This is a genomic window from Mycobacterium sp. NGS26 (assembly GCF_059813025.1).
Window position 1 is genome coordinate 39,117 of record NZ_JCALDU010000002.1, and the last position, 13,321, is coordinate 52,437.

General features: G+C 61.5%; 15 protein-coding genes. 11 read left to right on the forward strand and 4 right to left on the reverse strand.

Annotated features, from left to right (window positions below; genetic code table 11):
• The first annotated feature begins 65 nt into the window (after positions 1-65).
• The 8 genes from AC5Y6X_RS06175 to AC5Y6X_RS06210 all read left to right on the forward strand — a co-directional run bounded on the left by AC5Y6X_RS06175 (position 66) and on the right by AC5Y6X_RS06210 (position 4,993).
• The gene (locus AC5Y6X_RS06175; RefSeq protein ID WP_499985322.1) at positions 66-1,166 is read left to right on the forward strand and encodes a site-specific integrase; all 1,101 of its coding nucleotides are present in this window, start codon (positions 66-68) and stop codon (positions 1,164-1,166) included.
• A 249-nt stretch (positions 1,167-1,415) separates the two neighbouring features.
• Positions 1,416-1,604: a helix-turn-helix transcriptional regulator gene (locus AC5Y6X_RS06180; RefSeq protein WP_499985324.1), complete on the forward strand. Its 189-nt coding sequence runs from the start codon at positions 1,416-1,418 to the stop codon at positions 1,602-1,604.
• Positions 1,601-1,996 (forward strand): hypothetical protein, encoded by a 396-nt coding sequence (locus AC5Y6X_RS06185; protein ID WP_499985326.1) that lies wholly within the window; start codon positions 1,601-1,603, stop codon positions 1,994-1,996. Before AC5Y6X_RS06180 ends, AC5Y6X_RS06185 begins: the two co-directional genes overlap by 4 nt.
• Positions 1,993-2,691: a phage antirepressor N-terminal domain-containing protein gene (locus AC5Y6X_RS06190; protein ID WP_499985327.1), complete on the forward strand. Its 699-nt coding sequence runs from the start codon at positions 1,993-1,995 to the stop codon at positions 2,689-2,691. The genes AC5Y6X_RS06185 and AC5Y6X_RS06190 overlap by 4 nt, the downstream gene beginning before the upstream one ends.
• 139 nt (positions 2,692-2,830) lie before the next feature.
• A complete protein-coding gene (locus AC5Y6X_RS06195; protein WP_499985329.1) occupies positions 2,831-3,115 on the forward strand; it encodes a hypothetical protein in 285 nt (94 codons plus the stop codon).
• Positions 3,112-3,438, forward strand: a complete 327-nt coding sequence (locus AC5Y6X_RS06200) for a hypothetical protein (RefSeq protein ID WP_499985331.1) — start codon at positions 3,112-3,114, stop codon at positions 3,436-3,438. The genes AC5Y6X_RS06195 and AC5Y6X_RS06200 overlap by 4 nt, the downstream gene beginning before the upstream one ends.
• On the forward strand, positions 3,435-4,655 hold the full coding sequence (locus tag AC5Y6X_RS06205; protein WP_499985332.1) for a phage replication protein O: 1,221 nt from the start codon (positions 3,435-3,437) through the stop codon (positions 4,653-4,655). Before AC5Y6X_RS06200 ends, AC5Y6X_RS06205 begins: the two co-directional genes overlap by 4 nt.
• Positions 4,652-4,993, forward strand: a complete 342-nt coding sequence (locus AC5Y6X_RS06210; protein WP_499985334.1) for a hypothetical protein — start codon at positions 4,652-4,654, stop codon at positions 4,991-4,993. Before AC5Y6X_RS06205 ends, AC5Y6X_RS06210 begins: the two co-directional genes overlap by 4 nt.
• 528 nt (positions 4,994-5,521) lie before the next feature.
• Here AC5Y6X_RS06210 and AC5Y6X_RS06215 read toward each other — a convergent pair.
• Entirely contained in the window at positions 5,522-5,839 is a 318-nt protein-coding gene (locus AC5Y6X_RS06215) for a DUF732 domain-containing protein (protein ID WP_499985335.1), read from the reverse strand.
• A 393-nt stretch (positions 5,840-6,232) separates the two neighbouring features.
• On the opposite strand from AC5Y6X_RS06215, the gene AC5Y6X_RS06220 reads away from it, so the two are divergent.
• The gene (locus AC5Y6X_RS06220) at positions 6,233-6,679 is read left to right on the forward strand and encodes a DUF732 domain-containing protein (RefSeq protein WP_499985337.1); all 447 of its coding nucleotides are present in this window, start codon (positions 6,233-6,235) and stop codon (positions 6,677-6,679) included.
• 582 nt (positions 6,680-7,261) lie between these two features.
• Here the strand turns inward: AC5Y6X_RS06220 and AC5Y6X_RS06225 are convergent.
• Positions 7,262-7,741 carry a hypothetical protein gene (locus AC5Y6X_RS06225; RefSeq protein ID WP_499985338.1) on the reverse strand — a complete coding sequence of 160 codons (480 nt, stop codon included), beginning with the start codon at positions 7,739-7,741 and terminating at the stop codon, positions 7,262-7,264.
• A gap of 294 nt (positions 7,742-8,035) precedes the next feature.
• Between AC5Y6X_RS06225 and AC5Y6X_RS06230 the strand changes: the two genes are divergently transcribed.
• Together AC5Y6X_RS06230 and AC5Y6X_RS06235 are read left to right on the forward strand one after the other, a co-directional pair.
• The gene (locus AC5Y6X_RS06230) at positions 8,036-11,041 is read left to right on the forward strand and encodes a DEAD/DEAH box helicase (protein ID WP_499985340.1); all 3,006 of its coding nucleotides are present in this window, start codon (positions 8,036-8,038) and stop codon (positions 11,039-11,041) included.
• 349 nt (positions 11,042-11,390) lie between these two features.
• On the forward strand, positions 11,391-11,993 hold the full coding sequence (locus AC5Y6X_RS06235; protein WP_499985342.1) for a recombinase family protein: 603 nt from the start codon (positions 11,391-11,393) through the stop codon (positions 11,991-11,993).
• Between the two features lie 93 nt (positions 11,994-12,086).
• Here the strand turns inward: AC5Y6X_RS06235 and AC5Y6X_RS06240 are convergent, their stop codons facing one another.
• Both AC5Y6X_RS06240 and AC5Y6X_RS06245 read right to left on the reverse strand, forming a co-directional pair.
• Complete coding sequence (locus AC5Y6X_RS06240) at positions 12,087-12,239, reverse strand: DUF2510 domain-containing protein (RefSeq protein WP_499986452.1); 153 nt, start codon at positions 12,237-12,239, stop codon at positions 12,087-12,089.
• 732 nt (positions 12,240-12,971) lie between these two features.
• Complete coding sequence (locus AC5Y6X_RS06245; protein ID WP_499985344.1) at positions 12,972-13,259, reverse strand: hypothetical protein; 288 nt, start codon at positions 13,257-13,259, stop codon at positions 12,972-12,974.
• Between the last annotated feature and the right edge of the window lie 62 nt (positions 13,260-13,321).

Sequence of the window (13,321 nt, forward strand, 5' to 3'; positions counted from 1 at the left end):
GGCTGTAAACGGCATCCAGTGGCTTTTGCCCACATTTTGCCCACATTCTGTCGTAGATTTGCGTCATGGCGCAGGTCGTCGCGTACCAAACCAAGGCAGGCAAGCGGTACCGCGTGCGTTATCGGACCCCCGAAAACCGGCAGACCGATAAGCGCGGGTTCCGTACCAAGCGCGACGCCGAGCGGTTTGCCGCCGAGGTGGAGGTCGCCAAGCTCAAGGGCGAGTACATCTCGCCGTCGAGCGCCAAGGTGACGGTCGATGAACTCGGCCGGGCGTGGCTACAGCGCCAGCGCGGCCACCTCAAACCCTCCGGTTACGTGACCATGGAAACGACGTGGCGGCTGCGGGTGCGGCCGCGCTGGGGCACCACGGCCATTGGAAATATCCGGCCCACCGCCGTGCAGCACTGGCTCGCCGAGTTGGGGCGAGGAACGGACGAAGTCAAACCGGTTGGGGCGGCCGTGGTGAAGCGCAGTCACCATGTGCTCTCCGGCATCCTCGGCGATGCGGTCCGGGACAACCTGTTGGCTAAGAATCCGGCTGTCGGGATCAAGTTGCCGCGCATTTCGCGCAAGCGCAAGGTTTACCTGACCCACCAGCAGGTCGCTGCGCTAGCTGACGCTGCGGGGGAGCACGGCTCCTTGGTTCTGTTGCTGGCCTACACCGGGCTGCGCTGGGGTGAGGCCGTCGGCTTGCGGGTGCGTGATTTGGACCTGTTGCGCAAACGCCTGGCCGTTCGTGAGAACGCCGTTCAGTCAGGCACCGAGATCCACGTCGGCACACCCAAGGCACACAAGCAGCGCGTCGTGCCCCTGCCTCGGCTTCTGGTGACACCCCTGGCGCGGCAGTGCGAAGGGAAGGGGCCGGGGGACCTGCTATTCGGCGACGGTCGGCATCTGCGCCGTCCACATCCAGTGTCGGGATGGTTCGCCAAAGCGGTCTCGGCATCCGGGATTCCCCGAGCAACTCCGCACGACTTGAGGCATACCGCCGCGTCGTTGGCGGTCTCGGCCGGGGCCAACGTCAAGGCGATCCAGCGGATGCTCGGCCATGCTAGTGCCGCGATGACCCTCGACATCTATGCCGATTTGTTCGACGACGACTTAGAGGCTGTCGCGACCGCCCTCGACAAAGCGGCAACGGACGCTCAAGTTATAACGATTTAATAACGGTATATGTCGCTGGTTGGGCGTCAGCATCATTTCCATTTGTGGGAACATTGCACGTCGCTGTCGATGCGGACATTAAATGCTTTAGTGGTCGTCTAGTAATGGCACAATACTTCTCTAGAACCCGTGCAGAACAACGGGTTTCGCTTTCACAGCGTCAATTCGATACTCCTGTTTTTCTGCCATAATTGTCGATGACCGGGAAACTCCCGAAACATCTCTCGACAACTGATGGAGGTTCTTGCAATGACAGAAAGGTTACTGAAAGACGGGGAAGCCGCTGACTATCTCCGCACCACGCGCGCCAATCTTGCGCGGCTACGCCACCTGGGCGAGGGCCCCGCTTACGTAAAACTGAACCGCTCGGTGAGGTACCGACTCTGCGACCTTGATTCGTGGATCGCGGTGAACGTCATCGCGGGTGGTTCTCGATGACCGCCGCTATCAACGTCCTCCGTAGCAATGGTGTGAAACCGGCCGAGGCGATGCCACCGCTGCCCCCGGATACCGACGTCGACAGCATTGGTGCTTGGGAGAATTCGGGCGGCATCACGACCCGGCTGTGCTGGTCTGCTCCGGTTTCCTTGCCCGACAGCGTGTCACACTTCGACGTCCGCGCAGTCGTCGAACAGCGTTCCGACGGTGAGGTCGTTGACGGACCCCGAATCTACCTCGGTGACCACGGGTGGAATCCGGCTGATGCGCGACTGATTGCTGAGGCACTCTTCAGCGCGGCCGATGTGGGCGAGAGGATGTCAGGGCAAAGACCGCTGGCGAACTCGGCGAGGGAGGCGGCGACCTGCCGCGTCGACGGCGGTGACAAATGACCGCCGACCTTGTTCCTGTCCCCGTTCCGGGTGCCGATGACCTCATGGCCGTCGAGTTCGACGGCCGCCGCTGGGCGGCGCTCAAGCCGATGTGCGAAAGCCTCGGCATCAGCTTCCCGGCCCAGTTGCGTAAGCTGCAGCGCAGGTCGTGGGCAGTTGTTGCTCAGAAGGCAATAACTGCCGTCGATGGCAAGACATACCAGACGAGCGTGGTCGACAGCGAAACCATTCCGATGTGGCTGGCCACCATCGACGAGAACCGCGTCGTCGTCGATACGCGATCCAAGCTGATCGCCTACCAGCGTGAAGCGCGCGCGGCGCTCGACGCCTACTTCAACAAGCGTGCCGTATCGCCCCCTTCGCTGAACCAGTTCGACGTGTTGCGCGCGGCCATCGACCAGATTGAGGCGGCGGGCCGGGATGCCGCCGAGGCCAAAGACACCGCCCAACGCACCGAGGCCCGCCTGGACGCCATCGAGGGTCGTCACGGCTGGTTCTCCGCCCTTGGCTACGCCCGCCACGCCGGGCTGACCGACACCTCGCACCTGGCGATGCAGCGCCTGGGTATACGGGCTGGCGTGATCGGCCGCCAGCGCGGTATAGAGCCTCAAACCACACAGCACTATCACTACGGGCGGGTGAACATGTGGCCCCTGTGGGTGTGGGAGATGGCGGCCGAGACGGTCAGCGCATGACTGCCACACCGGAATCCCCCGCCGACAGGTGGACCGCATGTGTCGAGAAGATGTTAGATGAAGCCGCGCCGCTCCGGGATGAGCAGCGCGCCAAGGTGGCCGAGCCATTGCGCACCGTTCGGACGGCTGGTGCTGCCTCGTGAGCGCCGAGGTCTACCTGCCACCCGATCAGGCGGTGGAGCGATACGGGCACCGCCCGATCGAGATTCGGGACGAGAATCGCCACTGGTCGCTCTTTGTCGGGGTGACAAACCTCGAAGGGCCCGAGCTTGCCGTAGAGGCGGATAGTGTCATCGGGCTGGCTATGTGGATCCAGGATTACGCCACATTGGATAAGGCCGACATCGGCTTCCGTCACAGTGCCCCATGCACCTGCGGTTGCCGCTGCTGCGCAGTCACGGGCAGCGGTGGTGAGGCCGCATGACTCCGGAAGTGGGGAGCAGGGTGCGTATCGAGCGCGACGAGGCCCGATGGCCGTCGAAAGGGACTTGGCCGCAGTACCGCGGTCGCGTGGGCACCGTCGTCGAGGTCAATAGGGACAGGAAGCACGCGTATCTGAGCGAGTTTGGCGTGGCGTTCGGGAAAGTAACGGTGGCCATGAGCTGCGAGGCCAACCGAACGCTCCGCTGGGATTCCAGTTCTGTCGCATGGTTCAAGACCGTTGAGATATGCGCTGTGGCGTCTGAACGGCCCGTAGGCGAGGATCCATGCAGCCCCGAGGGTTTGGTGCCGGGGAGTGCGGCATGAGGCTGACAACGAAATTCACCCAGGTCCCCAACTGGATGTTTGACTCCAACCTGGGACCGGCTACCTGCTGGGTTTACGCAGCGCTGCTGTCGCACGCCTGGAACGACAAGACGGAGGCGTTCGCCAGTGTGGGGCGCATCGCGGAGAGGACTGGAGCAGGGGCTACCGCCGTCCGTGAGTCCCTGCGCCTACTTGAGGCAATCGGCGTGATCGCCATCGAGATACGACCCCCAATGGTCAATCGCTATACCTTGTACGAGCTGTCCCAGGCCGACATTGACCGGATCTGTGGGTTATCGAAGGCTGAGTTGAAGCAGCTTAAGGCCAATGCCGTGAAATGCGGAAACACAAAAACGCAAACGCCCTACCAGCACCCACCGGAATCCGAGGGGAACCCACCGGAATCCGACGGATTCCCACCAGGATCCGAGGGGAACCCACCGGAATCCGTTGCCGAAGTAGACATACAAGAGAACACGAACCCGAGTAGACGAAAGAAGTCAGACGAACCAACAGGCTGGCCCGTCGGGCCAGCCCGTGATCCCTTCGGGGAAAAGGACTTCCCGCCTTCGGCGGGATCACCAGGAGAGGAAGAGGACACGCCTGTGAAGCAGGGCGGCTTTGACCTGGCCCGCCCGGAGGGCGGAAAGGCGGCCGCCTCGGCCGCGGACGAATCGCCGCCTGGGACAACGAGAAATGGGGCGGCCGTTAGTGCATCTAAGTATAGAAATTGCCTAAAGGACTCTGCCAGTGCTGAGCAGATCGTCCAATGCTGGGAAACTCTGCGGGGGCCAGCACGGCAGTCGAGTCTCCGAGTCAGGTGGGTGAAGTCAGCCATGCATCTCGTCGAGGACGGCCACCCAGTCGAGGAGATCTGTGACCTCATCCGCTGGGTCGCCGCCGACAGCTACTGGTCACGTCGTATTTCGAGCCCCTCCTTGTTGCGGCTCGACAGCAACAAGAAGCCCCGTTACGCTGACCTACTCGCTGCGTCGAAAGAGCGTGCTCCCGGCGTCAAGAAGGAGGTGACCAGCGCAGCCGAGCCCGAGCCCGGGACGAAGATGCAGCTCGGTGAGGGGTTCGGCGTGCTGAGTGACCTTGGTGACGCTAGACCTACTGCCGCCGATGGCGACACCAGCGAGACAATTGCAGTGAGGCGTGACGGTGATTTCGTAAGCCTTCGGGCCAGATTGGGGCTGCTGAAGGGTGCGCCATGATCGACGACAGGGATGTTTGCGGTGACCCGTTACGCTTGGCCCGCTTGGATGATGACGGTCTGCCCGGCTATGCCGCAGCGGTCGGCATCACCGCCGACGGCGAGGAGATTCTCGCGCTGGTTCACGTCGGCAGTACCGGCACCGACTCTCCGGTCATTCGTGACTGGCGCACCGTGGCTCCGCACGAGTTGCCCGGCCGGTTGCCTGCTCGTTGGGCGCGCGACCATGGACTTCTCGTCTGCGGCCGCCGCACCGCGACCTCAGGCAAGCCCTGCCGGAACACGGTTCGGAGGGCGGGCGATTCCTGCGAGTGCCATCAAGACCCGGAAGCGAAATGATTTCCAACTCCGATCGTCTGCTACTGGCTCCTGCAAGATGAGAGCTTCAAACACCCCACATGGGGCGGTGGCTTCGGCCACCCAATCAGGAAAAAGGAGATACACGTGCACGCAATCGGATCCATTGCGGCACTTGTCGGATCAAAGGAGGAACCATGCAGCCGATATTGACGCAGGCCGACCAGTACCCGTGGCGCATCGCTGCGGTGAAACAGGCAATGCCGATTGCGGAGTGTGATCACTGGGGCCGATTGTCGCGTACGGAGGTGGTTGCTCCATCCCGAAGTGCAGATCCGTCGCTAAGTTCAAATCTGTTCGCGGGGTGAGCCCCGGTAAGTTCAAACCTCGACTGCGCCAATACTGTACGTAGTCCGCAACTTTGGTGGCCCTGACCTGTAGGTTTTCGAGAACACAGCGTAAGAAACGATGCAGCAACCTACAAGTACGTTCAAGTCAGTGGGAATCGAAGTTTAGCCCTGATGTCCTGCACGGTGTCGCGACTCGCGGCATCGACCTATTTCCATGCCATCAACGGGTGTGCAGGTTTTCCGGACAGTAATACTTCAGTGACAACGCCACCAGGATCTGGGCATGCGATCGATCCAACTGTCCCGAGCTCACCGCGTCCTGCACGAGTTCTGCCGGGGTCTTGTTGTAGAAATTGATCTGCTCACACATCATGTTGGCTCCCCAGATGGCTTGTTGCGGCGACGCATAAGTGATCCCGAATCGGTCCAGTTGAGCCAGATAGTCCGAATGAACATCGGCCCAGGCGATCACAGGAGACAACAGGGTGAGTAATGCCCCCGTGGTTACAGCCACAGCTACCGCGATACAGCGCATCATCACCGCAACCTCCTTCTGTCAGCGACTGCTGAAAATTGACCCCTTTCGACGGGTGAGTTCACGGGGTCAGTTTTCATACGACGCGGACACCTTCCACTGTCGGCGAACCGGGCGCGGTATCAGACGCCCGTCAATCGTGTCCAGCGTCCTGCGTCCTGGATAGAGGTGCCGCCGATCCCTCGGGACTGGGATACCGCCCGGACTGCAGGACGGCTGGCATTGCGACTCCTTCCTGCGCGAACTGTGCTACCTCTGTGGCCACCTCATAGGAGACAAAATTACGCAGAAGTAGAACAAAGTAGACACATTCTGCAAAAATTCCGAAGGATGTCACTGACAACGGCAAGATCAACCCGCCTGCTGCGCCTAGTCGTTCCACTCGTAGGCGGTCTGATGGTGGTCGCGATGACTCAATGGGTGGCGGCCGCACAGCCATTTACCTCGACCGACAAGCAATACCTTGCCGCCCTGCGACACGGCGGTCTCTGTTGCCCGAATCAGCCGGACCTCCCCGTGTGGTACGAATCGCCAGAACTGGCAGTAAACACTGGCAAATATGTCGCGGAGTCATTCGCCAGGACGCCCACCTATCAGCAGTTCAAGCTTTTACAAGGCTTGGTCTGGGACCAATCCCGTAACCGTGCCGTTCATCCGCTGGACTTTCACGAAGCGGGCAAGGTCGTGATCATAGCTATCCGCTACTACGCGGGGCTTGACGCTGAGTGCAAGCTGATGAAACAGATGGGCGGTGCTATGGGGGAGGCACCGTACTGGTACGGACCCGTCACCTACTCGGGTGGCTTGGCGGTGCAGCCAGGTTGCATCAATTTCGAGAAGTAACCCGAGGGGCTGCACCCTTCCGCCACGACTCCAAGTACGTTCGAGCGCCAAACTGTCCAGGCCGGGAGCATTGCCAGAATCTGCTTGCTAGGGCGCTGCTGAGCAGCGACAGCAGCACCGTTCACGCTATGGATTTCTTGCGTGGCTGCCGCGACGGCGTAGAGCAGGCCCTCAAAACGGAAGCGAAATCATCTCAAGACCCATACCTGACCAGCACACGGACCTTGACGGGTCCGGCGATGAGTAGTGACGCTGGAAATCGTTTCGCCCACGAGGATGACGTGGGAGGGACGCCGTTCGGAAGGTATCGCCTCGTAGCGTTGGCTAGGCCACGGCGGCCTGGGAGAGGTCTGGCGGGGGTTTGATGCGGTCACTGAGCGCACCGTGGCGGTCGAGGTGCTGCGAGCGCATCTTGCTGATGGCAAGGCGTTCCGGCAGCGTTTCTCCGTGAGGCCAAGGCTGCGCCCAGCCTTTGCCAAGAGGTGCGGCAAGAGGCGAAGAAACTTGAAGCGTTGATTCCACAGGTTGAAGCGGTGCTCGACCGGCTGGATGTGCTGCAACGCCAATCACTACCTGCCCGTCTCATTGCTGGCCGGTTACCAACGGCGTGTATTCCACAGGCGTGGATATGCCATAGCGGTCCAATGCATTGATCTCGCTCTCGATCAGTTCGCCTGTTACGCGCCGAACCCAGTGACGCCCTGCGGCATCGGTGAACGCAATCTCAACACCTGGATAGTCCTGCTGAACCTGGAGGGGCACGTAGTGTCTGCCATGCGGAACCGCCTGTATGACGGCTCTTACTTGCTTAGCAGGGTGCGTCGCCGCCCCCTCCGCGACTCCGGGAGCCATGGCCTCCAGACTGTGGAGCATTTGACGAAGGTTCGCCTCGGCCTCCTCGCCCGTGCCGGGTCTGCCGCCATCCATATACACGATGTAGATCACCACCGTGTACACGGCTTCTTCCGACGTGTTGGCGATTCGCACAACTCCAGTGCTCACGGCTGCGTCAATCCAGGCGAACACCCGTCGCGCTTGCACACGGCGTTCGTCGTCCGCCACCTGTTGCTTCAGAGCCTTCGCCTCAGCACGCGCCCTGTTGGCGGTCCAAATTGCGTATATCAGGGTGCCAACGGTGCCCACGGCCCCGACGCATGTACCAACGGCCGTCCAGTCGAGTGGATTCGGACAGAAGATCATCGCCACATTCTCGGACAGTCAGGCCAGCGGCAGTACCTCGGCCTTGATCCGCAGCCATGCCGGTAACGCGGCGCGTCGGGAGCGTGGCACAACTGGCACAACGCCTACCTAGCGAAACATCCATCGCCGTCGTAGCCCTCAATTAGCATCCCCGCCATGGGGGATTTCAACGACCTGTTTGCCCGCCTTGACCCCGACCCGAGGGTCCGAGGCAAGCAGTTCGAGCACGTCTGTAAGTGGTTTCTCACCAATGACCCGCTCTACAAACAGCGACTGCGGCACGTCTGGTTCTGGAAGGAGTGGCCGGACCGTCTGAGTGACGTGGAGGCGGGGATTGACCTCGTGGCCGAGGACGCCGACGGACACCTGTGGGCGGTGCAGGCGAAGGCTTATGCGGAGGACAAGCCCATCCCAAAGGCCGAGTTGAACAAGTTCCTGTCGGAGTCCAACACCAAGCAGTTCTCCCAGCGGCTGTTGATCTCAACAACAACTGGGGGGCTGCACCAACTGGCCCAGCGGGCCGTGGACGCACAGGAGAAACCCGTCACCGCATTGGACCTGACAGACCTGCGGGCCACCGACGCGTACCTGGACTGGCCTGAGTCCCTGGCGAACCTGCGCCCATCTCGTCCACCGAAACCTGCCACGCCGCATGACTACCAGCGCGACGCCATCCGGGACGTACTGAAGGGTTTCACAATCGCCGACCGCGGCCAACTCATCATGGCCTGCGGCACCGGAAAGACGCTCACCTCCCTGTTCATTAAGGAGAAGCTCGGAGCCGAGCGGGTCCTGGTCCTGGTGCCGTCGCTGTCGCTGCTGAAGCAGACGCTGCGAGTGTGGATGGTCAACCGGCGCAGCGACTTCGACACCTTGCCCGTCTGCTCGGATGCCAGTGTGTCCCGCGACGAGGACGCCATAGTGGCGAAGACCTCCGACCTCGGGGTGCCTGTCACCACCCACCCAGAAGACATCGCCCGGTTTCTCCGTCGACGCGGTTCCCGCGTGGTGTTCGCTACGTACCAGTCCTCGCCGCAGGTGGCCGCCGCCTTTGCCGGGGGTCGGATACCCGCCTTTGATCTGGTGTTAGCCGACGAGGCGCACCGCTGTGCGGGGCCGGTGTCGTCAGACTTCGCCACGGTGCTCGACGGCTCCCGAATTAAGGCCCGGCGGCTGCTGTTCATGACGGCCACGCCTCGCTACTTCACGGGCCGGGTGCTCAAAGCTGCGCAGGAAGCGGAATACGAGTACACATCTATGGATGACGAGGCCACCTTCGGTCCCGTGTTCCACAAGCTGGGTTTTGGTGAAGCCATCGGACGCGGCCTCCTCACCGACTACCAGGTGTCCATCGTCGGCGTGGATGATGCCACCTACCGGGAGTGGGCCGAGGAGGGCACCGTCGTCCGCATCGAAGGAAACAAGGTCACCGACGCCGCCACACTGGCCGCACAGATCGGCCTTGCCAAGGCGATGCGGAAATACGGCCTGCGTCGCACCATCTCGTTCCATTCACGGGTGAAGCGGGCACAGGAGTTCGCAGCCACGCTGCCGGAGGTGGTGGCATGGATGCCCGCCCGGCAGCGCCCGAAAGGTGAGCCGTGGTGTGCGTACACGTCAGGGGAGATGAACGCTGGGTTGCGGGGGCGGCTCATCCAGCAACTCGGAGCCATCAGCGACGGAGAGTACGGACTGCTTACCAACGCCCGCTGCCTGGCCGAGGGCGTGGACGTGCCGACGCTCGACGGGGTGGCGTTCATCGACCCACGCCGTTCCGAGGTGGACATCGTTCAGGCGGTCGGACGCGCCATCCGCAAGTCCGACGAGAAGAAGGTCGGCACCATCGTTATCCCACTCTTCGTCGATGCCCAGGCCGACCCCGAAGTGGCCCTGGACAGTTCGATATTCAAGCCGGTGTGGGACGTGGTGCGGGCGCTCCGGGCACACGACGAAGAGTTAGGCCGACAACTCGACGAGTTGCGCCGCGAGCTGGGTCGTCGTGGGGGAAAGCCCCGGCTACCCGACAAGATTCACGTCGACATTCCCAATTGGGTCGACGCCGCCTTCGCCGAAGCATTCGACGTGCGCCTCGTTGAACGAACCACCGCATCTTGGGAGTTCTGGTACGGGCTGCTGGAGAAGTTTGTCCGAGTTGAAGGTACGGCCCTAGTCCCGAGCGGTTGCGAGGTCGATGGCCATCCTCTTGGCGATTGGGTTAGCACGCAACGCCAATTCAGAATGAATGGCCGCCTTACCCCTGACCGCCAGGACCGACTTGAACGAGTTCACCCTACCTGGACGTGGAACGCCAAAGACGCTCGGTGGGAGTTGATGTTCAGCCTGTTGGGGCAGTACGTCGAACAGAACGGCGACGCCGAAGTCCCGCCAACCTACGTCACTGTCGACGGCCGCCCGCTTGGCAAGTGGGTCATCACCCAACGCTCCCATTCCAAGCAGGGACTCCTTGACGCTGAACGGCAAAAACGGCTCTCAGAAGTACCTGGGTGGGCATGGGCTCCCAAAGACGCTCGGTGGGAGTTCATGTTCGAGCTACTCAAGCGGTACGTCAAGGAAAACGGCCATGCCAGCCCCTCAATTGACACAGCGGTCTCCGGCCATCCGCTAGGCAGATGGGTGCGGTGGCAACGCAACCAACGCCGAAAGGGAATCTTGAAAGCAGAACGACAAGAACGTCTTTCCAATCTGCCAGGCTGGGACTGGCAGTCTCACGTGGCTAAGTGGGAGGACGGATACCGGCACCTACTGGAGCATGTCGAAAAGTATGACAACGCGAACGTCACGCCTACATACGTATCAGCAGACGGCTACCCACTCGGCACTTGGGTGCGGACGCAACGAGTTCTATACCGGCAGGAGAAGCTCGGCTCCGACCTTCAACAGCGATTGGAACGAGTTCACCCAACTTGGACCTGGAGTTCCCGCGATTCCAAGTGGGATCGGGGTTTCGGTTACCTCTTCCTCTACGTGAAGCGGAACGGCCACGCTCAACCCATGAATCGGGACTCAATCGATGGATACCCAATCGGGAAATGGGTCTCGATGCAACGCTCTGCTTATCGTGACGGGAAACTCCCGCCGGAACGCCAGGGCAGACTTGAAAGTGTTCATCCCACCTGGACGTGGAATACGCGCACCCAATAGGTTTACCAACCGCAGGGCAGTCAACGTTGCGACCGCCCACGGGTACCTCGGCCCATTACCGATTCCACACCCACTGCCAGAAGCGATCCATGCAGGGAGACTAGACGTCGAGCCTCCCGGCCTACAGATACTTTCCGGCCGTACGAGGTGTCAACAGGAACCAGGAAAACCGAAACGAAACCTCAATTGGTTGCCCGGTGAAGCCTTTCGACTCCGTTTGTCTCAGAACTTTAGTTTCGAGAGAGCGCTGACGACTGATTATGGCAGCGCCATAGTTCCAGGCCGGGTGTCTCGAAAGCTCTCTCGTATCTAAAATCCATATGTCAGACTTTTGAGATACGATAATGGCATGATCGCGCCTACCGTCACCGCCGCTTCCACGGCGGGTCAACTGCTCGGCTACGCCCGCGTATCCACCGGGCACCAGTCCCTCGACGCTCAGACCGACGCGCTTACCGCCGCAGGGGTCCACTTGGACCGTGTCTACTCCGACAAACTGACTGGCACGTCCACCAAGGAGGAGCGTCCCGGCCTGGCCGCACTGCTGGACTACGCGCGACCTGGTGACACCATCGTTGTCGTCGGGATCGACCGGCTGGGCCGCACCGCCGCCGAGGTTATGCGGACCATCAAGGACCTGCTGGACCGGGAGATCATCATCCGGTCACTGCGGGAGGGCGTCGATAGCTCGGCCGCGACAGGGCGGGCGATCATGGGGATCATGGCGAGCCTGGCTGAGCTTGAGCTGGAGCTGGGCCGGGAGCGCCGGGCGGCAGCAAAGGCCGCCCGCAAGGCCCGCAACCTGCCCATCGGCAGGCCCCGCAAGCTTGCTCCCGAGAAGATCGCTCTGGCGCACCGGATGCGTGCCAGCGGTGAACCGGTTCCGGTGATCGCGGATCACCTCGGCGTTAGTAAGCCGACCCTGTACCGGCTACTCGCCGAGCGAGCATAGTTGGCGAGCAAGTGGCTTCGCCCACCAATCGAGGGCTACCCACCACGGGTAAACACTCGTCCGGCGCGTTGATCACCGGGACCTTCCGATTGTTCAGGTCCGAGGCTGAGTCGATGCAGTCCAAACGCGCCCGTCGAAGTACCGCATCAGACGAGGATCGCTCGGGTCGGGATACCACCCCGGTGGGGTTCCGGTCGGTTGCCCAACGCCACCAGCTGGCTTTGGCTTAGTCAGCTTCACGATCACGAAAACCAAGCCACCAATAGCACCGACGACAATGGCCAAAATGATCAGCAGAACCAAGATGTGCCAGATGCTCAAATTTTATCCTTTACCTCATGTGAACTCGTGACAGCCTACGCGGTCGCGGCGTCAGGCCTCGTGGCACGCAACGCGGGGCACCCAGGCGATCCTCTTGGCCATTGCGACGGTCACGCTCAGCATTTTCGCGGTCTTGCAGGCTTGAACGGCGGCTCGGGTTCGCGGACGGATTGGTCATCAGATGGAACCCTCATGATTGAGGTATTCAGCATGGCAAGTGCGTCACCCAATGTGTCGGGCGTACACAGCGAAACTTCGCTCTCGACTGAGGAATTGAGCCCTTCTCCCCACGCGCGCGTCCTAGGCAACCGCCTGGTCGGCATCCTGCACGGATGCCTACGCCATCACACTCCCTACAGCCGACACACACCGCCTGGGCCCACCGCACTCCGGCGGCGGCTTGACAACTTACGACGCTGGGATGTCTAGCCACGAGGTAGCAACGATGTATCGGAACTGCCTGTGTTTTGGTTGGTGACTACCGCGGTGGTGTAACGGAAGTCGGGAGAGACCGCGCCGGTGAGCGTAATGGTAACCGGGGAATAGGTCGCCGACCCTTGCGCGCAGTTCGGAACGCAGCTACGTCGATAGTCGATGCCGTGCTGCTGGTAGGCGTCCACTCGCCCCTAATCTCAGCCTGTGGCCGGACATACTCACTTAAACCCTACGGCGGGCCCGTCTTTCCCTCTGCGTTTGCTCTCTGGCCATCCTGATGGTGGTTTCGTACCACTCCTTGACGGCTTCCCGAATGGAGCCGTCGCGCAGGCCCTGAAGCTCCTCGTCGGTGAAATCGTGACTGCGCCTGTGTCTGCTGATGAAAGCCTCGATCTGATCGGGATGCTCGGCGGCCATGATCTTGCGTGAATTTCGCTGCATCCAGCTCAGATATGGCCTTAGCTCGCGCCAGGAGTCGAGCCACTCTTGCGATGATCGACTTGTCGTCATTTGTGGCATCCTCTCGGCTCTTATTGTAAAGAAACGGGAACGCATGGCGCAGTTCTCCGCAA